This is a genomic window from Hymenobacter baengnokdamensis (assembly GCF_008728635.1).
GTDB lineage: Bacteria > Bacteroidota > Bacteroidia > Cytophagales > Hymenobacteraceae > Hymenobacter > Hymenobacter baengnokdamensis.
Window position 1 is genome coordinate 3,666,631 of record NZ_CP044285.1, and the last position, 13,560, is coordinate 3,680,190.

General features: G+C 60.7%; 11 protein-coding genes and 1 tRNA gene. 9 read left to right on the plus strand and 3 right to left on the minus strand.

Features of this window, described 5'->3' with window-relative positions; genetic code table 11:
• Positions 1 to 334: 334 nt before the first annotated feature.
• Positions 335 to 2,506, plus strand: coding sequence for a heparinase II/III domain-containing protein (locus F6X24_RS15730; RefSeq protein WP_151088923.1), 2,172 nt, complete (start codon positions 335 to 337; stop codon positions 2,504 to 2,506).
• Positions 2,507 to 2,946: 440 nt separating this feature from the next.
• Positions 2,947 to 3,300 (plus strand): T9SS type A sorting domain-containing protein, encoded by a 354-nt coding sequence (locus F6X24_RS19215; RefSeq protein WP_229725525.1) that lies wholly within the window; start codon positions 2,947 to 2,949, stop codon positions 3,298 to 3,300.
• 105 nt (positions 3,301 to 3,405) lie between these two features.
• On the opposite strand, the gene F6X24_RS15740 is transcribed toward F6X24_RS19215, so the two are convergent.
• The gene (locus tag F6X24_RS15740) at positions 3,406 to 4,137 is read right to left on the minus strand and encodes a phosphatase PAP2 family protein (protein ID WP_151088925.1); all 732 of its coding nucleotides are present in this window, start codon (positions 4,135 to 4,137) and stop codon (positions 3,406 to 3,408) included.
• A 135-nt stretch (positions 4,138 to 4,272) separates the two neighbouring features.
• A tRNA-Leu gene (locus tag F6X24_RS15745) sits at positions 4,273 to 4,354 on the minus strand.
• Between the two features lie 240 nt (positions 4,355 to 4,594).
• On the opposite strand from F6X24_RS15745, the gene F6X24_RS15750 reads away from it, so the two are divergent.
• From F6X24_RS15750 to F6X24_RS15760, 3 genes are all read left to right on the plus strand, one after another.
• Entirely contained in the window at positions 4,595 to 4,921 is a 327-nt protein-coding gene (locus F6X24_RS15750; RefSeq protein ID WP_151088926.1) for a class I SAM-dependent methyltransferase, read from the plus strand.
• Complete coding sequence (locus F6X24_RS15755; protein ID WP_151088927.1) at positions 4,894 to 5,292, plus strand: class I SAM-dependent methyltransferase; 399 nt, start codon at positions 4,894 to 4,896, stop codon at positions 5,290 to 5,292. Before F6X24_RS15750 ends, F6X24_RS15755 begins: the two co-directional genes overlap by 28 nt.
• A gap of 108 nt (positions 5,293 to 5,400) precedes the next feature.
• Positions 5,401 to 7,284, plus strand: coding sequence for a M61 family metallopeptidase (locus F6X24_RS15760; protein ID WP_151088928.1), 1,884 nt, complete (start codon positions 5,401 to 5,403; stop codon positions 7,282 to 7,284).
• 84 nt (positions 7,285 to 7,368) lie between these two features.
• Here F6X24_RS15760 and F6X24_RS15765 read toward each other — a convergent pair whose 3' ends face one another.
• Positions 7,369 to 8,103 (minus strand): Bax inhibitor-1/YccA family protein, encoded by a 735-nt coding sequence (locus tag F6X24_RS15765; RefSeq protein ID WP_151088929.1) that lies wholly within the window; start codon positions 8,101 to 8,103, stop codon positions 7,369 to 7,371.
• A 121-nt stretch (positions 8,104 to 8,224) separates the two neighbouring features.
• On the opposite strand from F6X24_RS15765, the gene F6X24_RS15770 reads away from it, so the two are divergent.
• The 4 genes from F6X24_RS15770 (at position 8,225) to F6X24_RS15785 (ending at position 13,421) form a co-directional block, all read left to right on the plus strand.
• A complete protein-coding gene (locus F6X24_RS15770) occupies positions 8,225 to 9,238 on the plus strand; it encodes an MBL fold metallo-hydrolase (protein ID WP_151088930.1) in 1,014 nt (337 codons plus the stop codon).
• 39 nt (positions 9,239 to 9,277) lie between these two features.
• Positions 9,278 to 10,780 carry a sodium:solute symporter gene (locus F6X24_RS15775; protein ID WP_151088931.1) on the plus strand — a complete coding sequence of 501 codons (1,503 nt, stop codon included), beginning with the start codon at positions 9,278 to 9,280 and terminating at the stop codon, positions 10,778 to 10,780.
• Between the two features lie 65 nt (positions 10,781 to 10,845).
• Positions 10,846 to 11,352: an energy transducer TonB gene (locus F6X24_RS15780; protein WP_151088932.1), complete on the plus strand. Its 507-nt coding sequence runs from the start codon at positions 10,846 to 10,848 to the stop codon at positions 11,350 to 11,352.
• Between the two features lie 224 nt (positions 11,353 to 11,576).
• Positions 11,577 to 13,421: an ABC transporter ATP-binding protein gene (locus F6X24_RS15785; protein ID WP_229725156.1), complete on the plus strand. Its 1,845-nt coding sequence runs from the start codon at positions 11,577 to 11,579 to the stop codon at positions 13,419 to 13,421.
• Positions 13,422 to 13,560 lie beyond the last annotated feature (139 nt).

A 13,560-nucleotide genomic window follows, 5' to 3' on the forward strand; every position in this document is an offset into this window, starting at 1 on the left:
CCCAATAGGGCACAACTATTGCAGAAACCCTTGAATTAGAGTTGAGGAAGATAATTTTGTAACTTTCTCAGTATTCAATCTAAAATAACAGCGCTAAGCTAAGTAGCCTTTACCTTTGTAAGTACAATTATTTTTTACTATTTACAGTAGAGTCAGCTTATCCTTCTAACGCTGCAATTAGTGTGGCTTTTATATAAGGCAGCTGTGAGTACTGTACGCGCTACTCGATGCCTGAGCAATATACCCTTTCCACTATTTATGTGTTTGCTCTCTGCCAGTGGCCCGCTATCGGGCCGCTGGCAGATTTTTATTTTACTCCCTACGCGGCCGCCTGATGCAGTGGCTCCGCTTGTTGTTGCTGTTGGGCTGCTGGATGGCAGCCGGCAACTCCTGTGCCCAGACTGGCAGCTGGCTGCCGGCCGGGGCCGACCTCTCCTACCCCCGCACGTTGCTTAAAGCCAGCGAGCTGGCATCAGTGCGGGCCAGCCTGGCTGCCGGCAGTGCCCAGGCGCTATACACGGGCCTGTACGGCGATGTGCAGGGCAGCCCCACGAGCGACAACACCTCGACGAGCGGGCGGCGCAGCCGGGCCACTTTTGCCAAAAATGCCGCTTTTGTGGTGCTGATGGGCCGCCAGCCCGCCGGCGATACCCTGGCCCCGGCCCAGCGCACCGCCCTGGCTGCTACCACGCAGGGCCTGCTCGAAAGTATCAATACCAACGTGGAAGTATTCGCCACCTGGTCGGGCACCACCCCTTATACGGAATGGCAGTGGCGCTCTAAAGAGCTGATTGACTACCTCATAGCTTATGACCTGTTGCGCGGGGCCGGCATAGCTGCCCAAACGCTGTCGGCTAGCCAGGCGCAGCTTCAGGCGTTTGCCGGTAATCTGTACAAGCAGTCGACCACCCCGCTCGGGCCCTACAGCTTTTATGGACAGGTAAAAAACAACCATACGCTCATGACTGCCGCGGCCCTGGGCATGGCCGCCATCGTGCTGAACCAGGCCAGCAGCTCCGACCCTACTCAGCAACCCGTCAATTGGGCAGGAGCCGGACTATATAACATCGACAATGTATTGTGGCGCGATGCGCAGCGGCAATCCGACTCGACGCAGGTGGCCGGCTACGCCGAGGGACCTTATTATTGTAAGTATGCGCTGCTCAACTGCCTGCCTCTATTCCGGGCAATGGGGCACTTTCTGCCCGATGGGCGGCAGCCCTACACGTTCGGCACGAGCACGCACGCCATTCGCAACCCCTATTTCGACCCCAAATATGCCCTGCTTTACGAGTGGCTGACGGCTATTATGCTCCCCGACGGCCGACTGCCGGCCCTTGAAGACTCGTACGTAGATATGGCCATGCCCGAGCTGGCCCTTACCGGCCAGGCCCGGTACGTGCAGCCCCTGGCACTTAGCAAGCTCACGGGCAGCCCGCTGAACTCGCTTACTGCCCAGCTGCGCGATATAACGGTGGATATGCGAGCGGCTTACCTGGCCGCGGCGCTGGTGCCGGCGCCACCTGCGCATTCTACCCTCACCTCCCTGCCGGCCAGCGGCAACCTGCTGTTCCGGTCGGGCAACGACTCGCTGGCTTCCTACCTGCACCTGTACGGGCGCGGGGGCCTGGCCCAGGCCAACAGCGGCGGCCATAGCCAGGGCGACGCCAGCAGCTTTCTGCTATATGCCTACGGCCAGGAGCTGGCCCTCGACCCCGGCTACCTGAGCTACGACCGCCGGGCTGAAGTTGGTCAGGCTGGCAATCATAATCTGGTGCTCGTAGACGGGGCCGGGCCGGCCATTGGCACACCCGGAGCCGGTAGTCCTACCATGAGCACCGTGCAGCATCCGCTGCAAACCGCGCAGCTGGCCTACGGCGAAGTGCAAACGACCTACCAGGGAGCAAGTATCGTGCGCAAGGCGCTGTTTGTGCGCAATTCGTACTATCTGCTGGCCGATGCCGTGAGCGCCACCGCGCCGCATACCTACACCTGGCAGCTGCATGGCGCCGGCCTGGCCGGGGGCTCGGCCGCCACTGGCACGTTTGCCGACAGCCTGGCCACCCATGAGGGCACCTGGCAGAAAAACGGCGCGAGTCTGCTGGCTCATGTTACGGCTACGGGGGGGCCAGCTCGTACACCACCGCTACTAACATTCACGAAACCACGTATAATACCACTGAAAACCACACTACGCTACTGGTGCAGAAGAGCGGCAGTGCCCAAACCCAGTTTTTGGCGGCGCTCTACCCCTACACCAGCCGCGGGCTCCGCTTCACTACTACGAGTGGCGGGGCCACGGCCGCCCTGGCCGGCACCGGCGCGGCGTTTACTGATATTGCCTTCGCCCAGGCCGATACGGTGCTGCAAGCCGACAACAGCGGGCTGCTGCCCCAGGCCGTGCGGGCCGACGGGCAGCTTACTTTTTATTCGGCTACTCCCGCCGGCGATTTCGCCCAGCTCTTCCTGCAACAAGGCACGGCGCTGTACACCGGCAATTTGCTAGTGGTGCAGGCCGCCAATCGGGCTACGCTGAGCTGGCAAAAGACGACCGGCACTCGCTACGATGGCACCGTGAGCCGCGCTACGACGCTTACGCTGGCGCTCACTAGCCCGCCCCTCAGCGTAACGGGCGCTGGCCTGGCCAGTTGGAGCTACGACGGCGCCCGCCAACAGCTCCAGCTCTTCTTTACGCAGGCCTCCGACTTTGCCGTGCAGCTTTTTCCTCAGCAGGTAGCTAATGCTGCGCCGCTACCCGTAGTGCTCCGCAGCCTGACGGCCCAACGCCAGGCCCTCACCAGCGTGCGCCTGAGTTGGCAGACGGCTACTGAAACCAGCAACCGGGGCTTTGCAGTACAGCGCCAGCTGCTGCCAGCGCAGGCGTTCGAGACAATAGCTTTTGTGCCCAGCCCCGCCAACGCTACGCAGCCGGGCAGCTATGCCTACGTGGATGCTACGGCGCCGGGCACCAGCGTTTACTATCGCCTGCAGCAGATTGCTATCGACGGAGCTGTTACCTATTCGCCCGTTATAGCCGTAGCCGGCAGCCTGGCTGCTGCCGCACTCAGCGCCTGGCCGCTGCCAGCGCAGCACACGCTGCACGTCCGGTTTTCTGACCCGCAGGCAGAGGTATACCTGCGCCTGCTCGATGCCACGGGGCGGCCGGTTCGGCAGCTACGCTTCCGGCAGTACACGCAGCTTGATACCAGCAGCCTGGCGCCGGGCCTGTACTTTCTGCAGGCGCAGGATGCCAATGGCCAGGCGCTGGCAGCAAGCCAAAAAGTAGTAGTAAGCCTCTAGCGCAGTACCCAAGTGGGTGTAAGGGGCAGGCTGCCGGCTTTTGGCCGGCTGTCCGCTCTTTGCCAGAACGCCATCCGACAGTCAATTTTAAATATAGAAAAAATACTATTTATCAATCGCTACCTTACTCGCCTGCTTGCTCACCAGCTTTTTATCTTCTTTCCAGAAGAGTCGGATACCCGTTCGCAGCAGCACCAGCCAGGCGGCACCTCCGGCGAAGCCGGCCACTACGTCGGTGGGGTAATGCACGTGTAAGTACACGCGGGTGAGGCCGATAAGCAGGCTCCAGCCAATCAGCAGCACCGCCCAGCCCCAGCGCCCGCCGTGCTGCACTGCCAGCCAGGCCAGGCAGCCGTAATAGGCCATGCTCATCATGGCATGGCCGCTCGGAAAGCTGAGGCCATACTGGTAGATGAGGGCCGTAGTAGGCCGGTCGCGGTGAAACCAGGCCTTCAGCAATTCATTCAGCACCAGCCCGCCCCCCATCGATAGCAGCAGCTCGACGGCGTAGCGGCCGTAGCCGCGCCGGTACAGCACCAGCGGAACCAGCAGGCTGGCCGGCACAAAAAACAGCACCGAGCCAAAAAACGTAAGCTTAAACACCCACCACGTCAGCCACGGCGCGGCGGCGCGCAGCGCATCCATTTGGGCAAACCCCCAATTGTCGAACACCTGCGAATGCTCGCGAAATACTACCCGCGTGAGGTAAAAAAACAGCCCAAAGGCCAGCACAAACAACACAGCGCCAAAAACGGCCTCGGCGGTGAGCAGCCCGGCCCGCCGGGCAGGCGTTGAAGCAGCGGCAGAAAAATCAGGTGGGGCACCAGGAGCAGGCATGGCGAGCAATTAACAGAAAGCTGTCTTGAACGAAATCCAAGCCGAATTGGCTGACGGCCCCGCGATAAGGGGCAGCATTACGAGGCAACAAAAAAGCCAGCCCATTGCGGGGCTGGCTTTTCATCGAAAAAACTGTGCGCTCGGAGAGACTCGAACTCTCACACCTTGCGGAACTGCCGCCTGAAGACAGCGCGTCTACCAATTTCGCCACAAGCGCATTTCGAAGCTCAAAAGCTGACCCGCCCTATCAGCGGAGGCTTTTGATAGTGCAAAGATAGCCCGCTCCGCTGGCTTGGTGCAAGCCTGACTCCATTTTTTTAGTGCTGCGCCAGCTTGGGAGCCCGCCCAAAAATTGTTTCTCAGCTACTTGCGCGCCTAATTTTTTTATGTAAAAATCCTTTGAGCCGGCAGCCACGCAGATTCGTACCTAGTTTGCCCACTTCTAACCCGCGCCCCGATGCCCGATTTGCCTTCCTCTTCCCTACCGGCCGACGGCCACCCCGACGCCGACTTCGGGCCGGTGGCCGGCTTTTACGATTGGCTGGCGGGCCTGGTATTCGGCGGCGCGCAGCGCCGGGCACAGCGCGCCGCTCTGGTAGCGGGCCTGCCGCCGGGGTCCGCTCCGCGCCTGTTGGTGCTGGGGGGCGGCTCGGGCTGGGTACTGGGCGAAATATGGCGGCTCCGTCCGCAGGCGCAGGTACTGTATCTGGAAGTATCGGCGGCCATGCTGGCCCGCACCGGAGCTCGCCTGCGGCAGTGGCCGCCCCCCCCGGCGCAACCGTAGAGCTGCGCCAGGGCACCGAGACAGCTTTGCTTCCCGGCGAGCAGTTTGATGGTATTCTGACTTTTTTTGTGCTCGACTGCTTTACCGAGGACGCGCTGCCCGGCGCGCTGGCTCGCCTGCAAGCGGCCCGCCGGCCAGCAGCCCCCTGGCTGGTTACTGATTTCCCGCCCGCCCGGCGCGGCTGGCACCATTGGCTGATTCAAGCCATGTACTGGTTTTTCAGATTGACCATCGGCCTGCGGGCCCGCCGTATGCCGCCCTGGCCCGCGGCCCTGGCGGCGCTGGGCCTGCGCCCGACCTGGGAGGAGCGCTTTTACGGGGGCGCAATAGCCAGCCTCGTTCTACAGGCCAGCCCTGGACCAGCCCAGTAGGCTAACTCGGAAACCGATTGCTAGAGCTTGTTTCCTACTTACTTTGCATTGCCTTAAACTGCGTTTTAGGCATTAGGAATACACTTTAGCATTATTCAACTGGTTTTTATGAAAAAACTTCTTCGCAGGGAGGTATTACCCGGTTTGGCATTGGCCTTACTGCCTGGGCTGGCCCTGGCACAAGGGGCGGCTACCGGCCCGGCGGTGCGTTATGCCGTATCTTTTCCGAATGCCGTGCACCACGAGGCGCGCGTGGCAGCCACGTTTGCGGGCCTTACGCCCGGCCAGAAGCTGCTGGTGCGCATGGCCCGCTCATCGCCGGGCCGCTACGCGCTGCACGACTTTGTGAAGAACGTTTATTATACTGTGGCTACCGATGGCACGGGCAAGCTGCTCACTATCAGCCGGCCCGACCCGTACTCCTGGGAAGTGAAAGCCGGAGCCGACGGCACGGTGCAATTTAATTATACCCTCTACGGCGACCGCACCGATGGCACGTTTGCGGGCATCGACCAGCAGCACGCGCACCTGAATATGCCTGCGGTTTTCTGCTATGCGCAAGGGTTCGAAAACCGGCCGGCCGAAGTGAAGTTTGAGCTGCCTGCCAACTGGAAAGTGGCGACCCAGCTGCGCCCCGGCGGGGAGGACAAAGCAACCTTTACCGCGCCCAACCTCCAGTATTTTATGGACAGCCCCACGGTGCTGGGCTCGCCGCAGTTTCTGCACGCCTGGCAGGATGGCGGGCGCAACTTTGAGATGGCAACCTACTACAACGGCACCGCCACCGAGGTGGATGCCTTCGTAAAAAAAGCGCAAAAGGTGGTCCGTGAGGCCGCCGGCGTCTATGGTGGCGAGTACCCGCAGTTCGACTTCGGCCGCTATACCTTCCTGGCCGACTACCTGCCGCAGGCCAGCAGCGATGGCATGGAGCACCGCAACTCCACCTCACTCACCTCGCCGCTGCCGCTGCGCGAAGAAGGGGCACTGCATAATCTGGGTACCTTGTCGCACGAGTTTTTTCACTCCTACAACACCGAGCGCATCCGCTCGCAGGGCCTGGAGCCTTTTGACTTTCAGCGCGTAAACATGAGCGACGCGCTGTGGTTTGGCGAGGGTTTCACCCAATACTACGGCGAGCTGGTACTGCGCCGGGCTGGTTTCTACGACGACGAGCAATTTTTTGACAAAGTCAGCTCCTGGGTAAATGCCCGGCTGAATTCGCCGGGCGCGCGCTACGCCTCGGCCGTGGAAATGAGCCGGCAGGCAGCGTTTACCGACGCGGCCGTGTCGCTGGACCCCACCAACCGCAACAATACTTACCTCTCGTACTACGTGCAGGGTGCGGGCCTGGCCCTGTGCCTCGACTTGCAGCTGCGCCAGCGCTACCACACCTCGCTCGACAAGTACATGCAGGCCATGTGGCAGGAGTTTGGCAAGCCCCAGACGCCCGCGCTGGCGCCGGTGAAGGCTTATACGGTGGCCGATTTGCAGCGCGTGCTGGGCACCGTGGCCAAGGATACGGCCTTCGCGGGCTCGTTCTTCCGGCGCTACATCTACGGCCGCGAGGCCCCGCGCTTTGGCGAAAACCTGGCCACGATGGGGCTGGCCGTGGTGCCGGTGAAGGCGCTGGCCGCCGCCCTGCCCCGGCAGGTCGAGTTTGATGAGGAAGGCCGCTGCATTCTGAGCCGCAACACCACCATCGGCTCGGGCCTCTACAAAGCGGGCATTGACCGCGGCGACCAGATTGTAATGCTCGACAACGAGAAAATCTCCGATATGGCGACCCTCGAAGGCATTATGCGCCGCCACACGCCCGCCGACCTAGTGCCGGTGCGGGTGCGCAACCGCGCTGGCGTGGAGCGCAATGTGCAGGTAGTGCTCACCGAGGATACCAACGTGCAGGTGCAGCCCATGGAAAGCGTCGATAAAATGACGGCTACCCCGGCGCAGAAAGAGAACCGGGCCGCCTGGCTGGCCAGCGCCGCCAAATAGCGGCGGGTAGCTTATTGACGCGCGAAAAAAGTCCTGGCTGAATATTCAGCCAGGACTTTTTTCGTTAGCTTGCCTTGCAAGAGCCTAGCGGCGACGACCGAAGAAGCGCAGCAGGAACAAAAACAGATTTACAAAGTCGAGGTACAGCGTGAGCGCGCCCAGAATGGATGCTTTATCGTGCGTTTCCTCGCCTTCGGTTACGCCCAGGAAGGCCAGCTGCTTTAGCTTTTGGGTGTCGTAGGCGGCCAGGGCCGTGAAGAGGATGACGCCAATGAACGAGGTCAGCAGGTTCAGCGTCGAATTACCCCAGAACATGTTGACCACCATTGCGATTACCAGACCGATAACAGCCATGCTCAGCAGCTTGCCCCAGCCCGACAAATCGGACTTGGTGAAGTAGCCGAAGGCGCTCATTACCCCAAACATAAGGGCGGTGGTAAAGAAGGTAGAGGCAATGGAGCTGGCGGTGTAGGCCAGAAATATGACACTCAGCGTCAGACCATTCAGCAAAGCGTAGCCGATAAAGGCGGCCTGGGCCTGGCTGCGGCTCCACTGGAAGATGCGGGCCGACAGGAAGCCTACCAGCACCAGCTCGGCGATGATGAGGCCAAAGAACACGAAGCGGGTACCAAAGATGATGTTCAGCAGCGCGGGCGAGCCCGCGGCAAACAGCGCCACCCCGCCCGTGAGGGCCAGGCCGGCAGCCATCCAGCCATACACCTGAGCAAAAAACTGCGCCTGAATGCGGGCCGCCTCTTCGGCCGAGAGCTGGTAAGAGGATGACCGGTTACGGTCCGGCAAAAACTGATTGTCGCTCATGAAAAAAGGGTATTAGGCAACTGAAAGAACATTGCAGCGGCCAACTTACGAACTTTGGCCGGTACGGACAGTACACTAACAACTTTGCGGCCGATTCGTGCCGCCCGCTTTCTCTGCCTTTATGTCTGCTCCCATCCAGTACCGCCGCAACGAGGCGCTGCGTACCATTCGCCCCGGCTACGCCGGCAATAAGCTCATCGGCCGGGAGTTTTGCAATGGCGAGGCCTTGTTTGAGCCTAAGCTCAGCACCGTGCTGCGCTGGCAGCTAACGGCCAACCCGCAGAAGGAGGAGAAAATGCGCGACACCTGGGCTCCCAGCGTCGTGCCCTGCGCCGAGGCATTTTTCTCGACCGAGGATATGCTGGTCTGGCTGGGGCACGCCTGCTTTCTGCTGCGCATCGGGGGCGTGAGCCTGCTCTTCGACCCGGTGCTGTTTTCGTCGCTGGGCCTGCGCCACCGCCACGCGCTGCCCTGCCGGCCCGAGGACGTGCGGAATATAGATTATTTACTACTTTCGCACGGGCACCGCGACCACCTCGACGAGCAATCCGTTCGGCTGGTGGCCAGGCAAAACCCGCAGCTGAGCGTGCTCTCCTCGCTGGGCATGGCGAAGCTGGTGCATAGCATGGCCCCCGCGCTGCCGGTGCAGGAAGCCGGCTGGTGGCAGCAATACGACCTCGGCCCCGACGCGCCTTTCGAAATTTATTACCTGCCCGCCAGCCACTGGCACCGGCGGGGTCTGTTCGATTTGAACCAGGTGCTGTGGGGCAGCTTCCTGATTAAAACAGAAGACCAGCTCATCTACTGTGCGGGCGACACGAGCTATGCCGACCACTTCGAAGAGATTGAGAGAATATTCGGGCCGCTCGATATTGTACTTATGCCCATCGGCGCCTACAAGCCGCCTTTTATGATGCACCAGAGCCACGTAAACCCGCACGAGGCGGCCAAGGCCACCAACGTGCTGCGCGCCGGCCACGTCGTGCCCATGCACTACGGCACCTTCGACCTGAGCGACGAGCCGGCCTCCGAGCCCCTGCGCCTGCTCTCGGAAGTGGCGGCCGGTGGTATGCTGCGCGCCGCGCTGCACGCGCCCGCCGTGGGCGAGGTGCTGCGCTGGCGCGAGTGGGAATAAAGCGTGTGCAGGTGAGCAGGTGAAGTACCTTTGCGGGGTATGTCGCCTACCCTTATTTTAAGCCTGATTGCCGGCTATTTCGCCGTGCTGATTATCATCGCAGTACTCACGTCGCGCAAGGCTACCAGCGAAAGCTTTTTTATCGCTAATCGCAACGCGCCCTGGTACATGGTGGCCTTCGCCATGATTGGCACCTCGCTCTCGGGCGTCACGTTTATCTCGGTGCCGGGCAATGTGTATGGCAAAAGCTGGAGCTACCTGGCCGTGGCGCTGGGGTTTGTGGCGGGCTACGTGGTCATTGGCACTGTGCTGCTGCCGCTCTACTACCGCTTGCAGCTGGTGAGCATCTACTCCTACCTGGAGCAGCGCTTTGGCTACTGGAGCTACAAAACCGGCGCGCTGTTTTTCCTGATTTCGCGCTCGCTGGGCTCGGCGCTGCGGCTCTACCTGGTGGCGGGCGTGCTGCAGCTGGCCGTGTTCGATTCAATGGGCGTCCCGTTCAGCATTACGGTGGTAGTAAGTATATTATTTATTTATTTATATACTTTTAAAGGTGGGTTAAAAACCATTCTCTGGACCGACACCTTCCAGACGATGGCCATGCTGAGCTGCGTGGGGCTGAGCATCTACTTTATGTCGGATGCGCTGAATTACTCCTTCAAGCAGCTCCTGCACTCAGTGCGCGAAAGCCCGATGTCGCAGGTCTATTTTTCCGATTTTCGGGACGATAAGTTTTTCTGGAAGCAGTTTGCCTCGGGCATGTTCATCACCATTGTGATGACCGGCCTCGACCAGGACCTGATGCAGAAAAACCTGAGCTGCCGCAGCCTCGGCGAGGCCCAGAAAAATCTGTTCTGGTTTACGCCGGTCATCGTCAGCGTCAACGTGCTGTTTCTCACGCTGGGGGTGCTGCTCTACCAATACGCCGCCGCGCGCGGCCTCGACCTGGCCCACCTGCCGCAGCTGCTCAATGCCAAAGGCACGCTCGATACCGACAAGGTTTTCCCGTTTCTGGCCACCACGCAGTTTTCGCTGGCGGCGGGCATCATCTTTATTCTGGGCATCATCGCGGTTACCTACGCCTCGGCCGACTCGGCCCTGACGGCCCTGACGACCTCGTTCTGCGTCGATTTTCTGGATATTAAAAAATACCCCGAGGCGCGGCAGACGCGGCTGCGGCAGCTCACCCACCTGGGCTGGTCGGGGGTGCTGATTGTCATTATTCTCATCTTTCGCGCCCTCAACGAGCAAAGCCTGATTGATGCGGTGTACAAGGCCGCTGGCTTCACCTATGGGCCGCTGCTGGGGCTGTTTGCCTTTGGTATCTTCACCAGCCGGCGCCTGCGCGACGGCCTGGTGCTGCCTACCTGCGTGGCCGGCGTGGGCCTCACGCTGCTCATCGTTACGCACTCGGTAGAGTGGCTGAATGGCTACAAGTTCGGCTTTGAAATCCTGCTGCTCAACGGGGCGCTTATTTACCTGGGTTTACTCCTGATTTCGCGGCCCGCCGCCCGAACCGAAGCGGTAGTTGGTTTGTCCTAGCGGGGGCCGGGCCACCTGGTATCTTTACGGGTAACCGGCCTCTGCTATTTCGTTTTATCGTTGCAATGCGCGTCTATCTTTTCGCCTTCCTACTCGCTGCGCCCGGCGTGGCGCTGGCCCAAACCAAGCCGGCTCCGGGCAAAGCCCCCATCGTGCTTTCGCCCGGCAACATGCAGCTGCAAGCCGGGGGCGGCGCCGAAAACCGGCCCGACCACCCGCCCACCTTCCCCGGCGGCGAGGAGGCCATGGGCGAGTTTTTCACGCAGAATGTGCAGATACCCAACAAGGCCAAGGCCGCGCGCGTCACCGGCGACGTCATCGTGACGGCCACCGTGGGTACCGACGGCAAGCTCATCAACCCTAAAATCGCCAAAGGACTCACGCCCGAGTGCAACGCCGAGGCGCTGCGCGTGGTGCAAACCCTGCCCGCCTGGCAGCCCGCCACCCGGCGCGGCGTACCGGTGCCGGTGCTGGTGCAGGTACCCGTACCGTTCGACAACGCGGGCGTCGTGAAGTTCGAGCAGAACCACAAAGTGCCCCACTCGGCCAAGGACGCGCCGGGGCTGAATTAACACACTGACCCCGTTAACCGATTAAAAAAGAACGTCAGGCTGAACGCAGTGAAGCAGCTCTACCGCTTCGTCTGCCCATGCGCAAGGAAGCAAGTAGAGCTGCTTCACCGCGTTCAGCCTGACGTTCTTTTAGTGAAAGTTTAAGCGAGTAACTCAAAGCAATTTTGACTTGTTCGCGTCTAAGTAAATACGCAAGCCGGCTCCTGGCCGGCCCCGATTGAATTATGGCCCGTAGTGGAATGAATACCAGCGGCAGCGATGCCACCGCCGACCTGCCCAAACCGAAAGTAAATAAAGAGTCGCTTAAGCGCAGCCTACGGATTTTCAAGTTCGTGCTGCCCTACCGGGCCAAGTTTATCGTGGGCCTGCTGATGCTGGTGCTCAGCAGTAGCACGTTTATGGCGTTTCCGTGGGTGGCGGGCAAGCTGGTAGATGCGGCCAACCACAAGGCCGTATCGCTGCCAGGCGGCTTCACGCTCGATATTGACCGTATTGCGCTGCTGCTATTTCTGGTTATTGTGTGCCAGGGATTTTTCTCGTTCGGACGCATCTGGTTTTTCACGCAGGTAAGCGAGTTTACGGTGCGCGATATCCGGCAGGCGCTCTACGCCAAGTTTGTGCAGCTGCCCATCCCCTTTTTCGAGCAAAACCGCGTGGGGGCCATTACGTCGCGGATTACCTCGGACGTGGCCCAGATTCAGGATACGTTTTCGCTGACGCTGGCGGAGCTGTTCCGGCAGGTATTTACGCTGCTGGGCGGTATTACCTTCATTATGCTGGTGTCGGTAAAGCTATCGCTGTTTATGCTGGTTACGTTTCCGCCCATTGTGCTGGCGGCCGGGCTGTTCGGGCGAAAAATCCGGACCTTGGCCAAGACGACCCAGCAGGAGCTGGCCCACACCAACACCATTGTGGAAGAGACTTTGCAGGCCATCAATTCGGTAAAGGCGTTTACCAACGAGCGGTTTGAGACCGCCCGCTACCAGGTGTCGCTGAACAAGGTGGTGCGGGCCGCCCTACAAAGCAATCTGTACCGCGGCGGCTTCGTGTCCTTCGTCATAATCGGCTTGTTTGGCGGCATCATTCTGGTGTTGTGGCGCGGCGCTACGCTGGTCTATACGGCCGGCCCCGGTCACCTCGAAATCGGCCAGCTCGTGTCGTTTATCATTTACACGGCCTTCATCGGCGCGTCGGTGGCGGGCCTGGGCGAACTATACGGCAAGGTGCAGAGCACGCTGGGCGCGAGCGAGCGCATCCTCGAAATTCTGGACGAAACGCCCGAGCCAACGCTGCGCGAGCCGGCCACCGGCCTCGTGCCGACCCAGATTCAGGGCGACATCCGCTACGAGCACGTAGCCTTCCGCTACCCTACCCGGCCCGACATTGCGGTGCTGCAAGATATCGACTTTCACATTGCGGCAGGCGAGAAAATCGCGCTCGTCGGGCCCAGCGGCGCGGGCAAAAGCACCATTGCCGGCCTGCTCATGCAGTTTTACCCGCTTAGCGGCGGCCGCATCCTGGTCGATGGCCACGACGTGGCGGCTTACGACCTCACCAGCCTGCGCCGCCACATCGGCATTGTGCCGCAGGAAACGCTGCTTTTCGGCGGCTCCATCCGCGAGAATATTGCCTACGGCAAGCCCAACGCCAGCGACGAGGAGATTATTGAAGCCGCCCGCCGGGCCAATGCCTGGCAGTTTATCAGCGCCTTCCCCGAGGCCCTGGATACGGTGGTCGGCGACCGGGGCATCAAGCTCTCGGGCGGGCAGCGCCAGCGCGTGGCCATCGCCCGCGCCATCCTCAAAAACCCGGCGGTCCTCATCCTCGACGAGGCCACGTCGTCGCTCGACAGCGAGAGCGAGAAGCTGGTGCAGGGCGCCCTCGATGAGCTGATGCAGAACCGCACCAGCCTCATTATCGCCCACCGCCTTTCTACCATTCGGAAAGTCGATAAAATCCTGGTTATCGACGGCGGCCGCATCGTGGAAGCCGGCACCCACGAGGAACTGAGCGACCGCGTGGGCGGCCTGTATGCGAATTTGCTGCGGTTGCAGTTTGAGCTGGCGTAAGTAAACCTTTAGCGTACTGCCTAAACCACCCGCAACTCGTGTGCTACCTTAAGCTGCTATAGCACGAAAAATAACCTTTAACCTGGCGCGAGCTTAGCGGAACTTGTGCCACGCTGTTACCCCAGCGCTTGAGGTACAA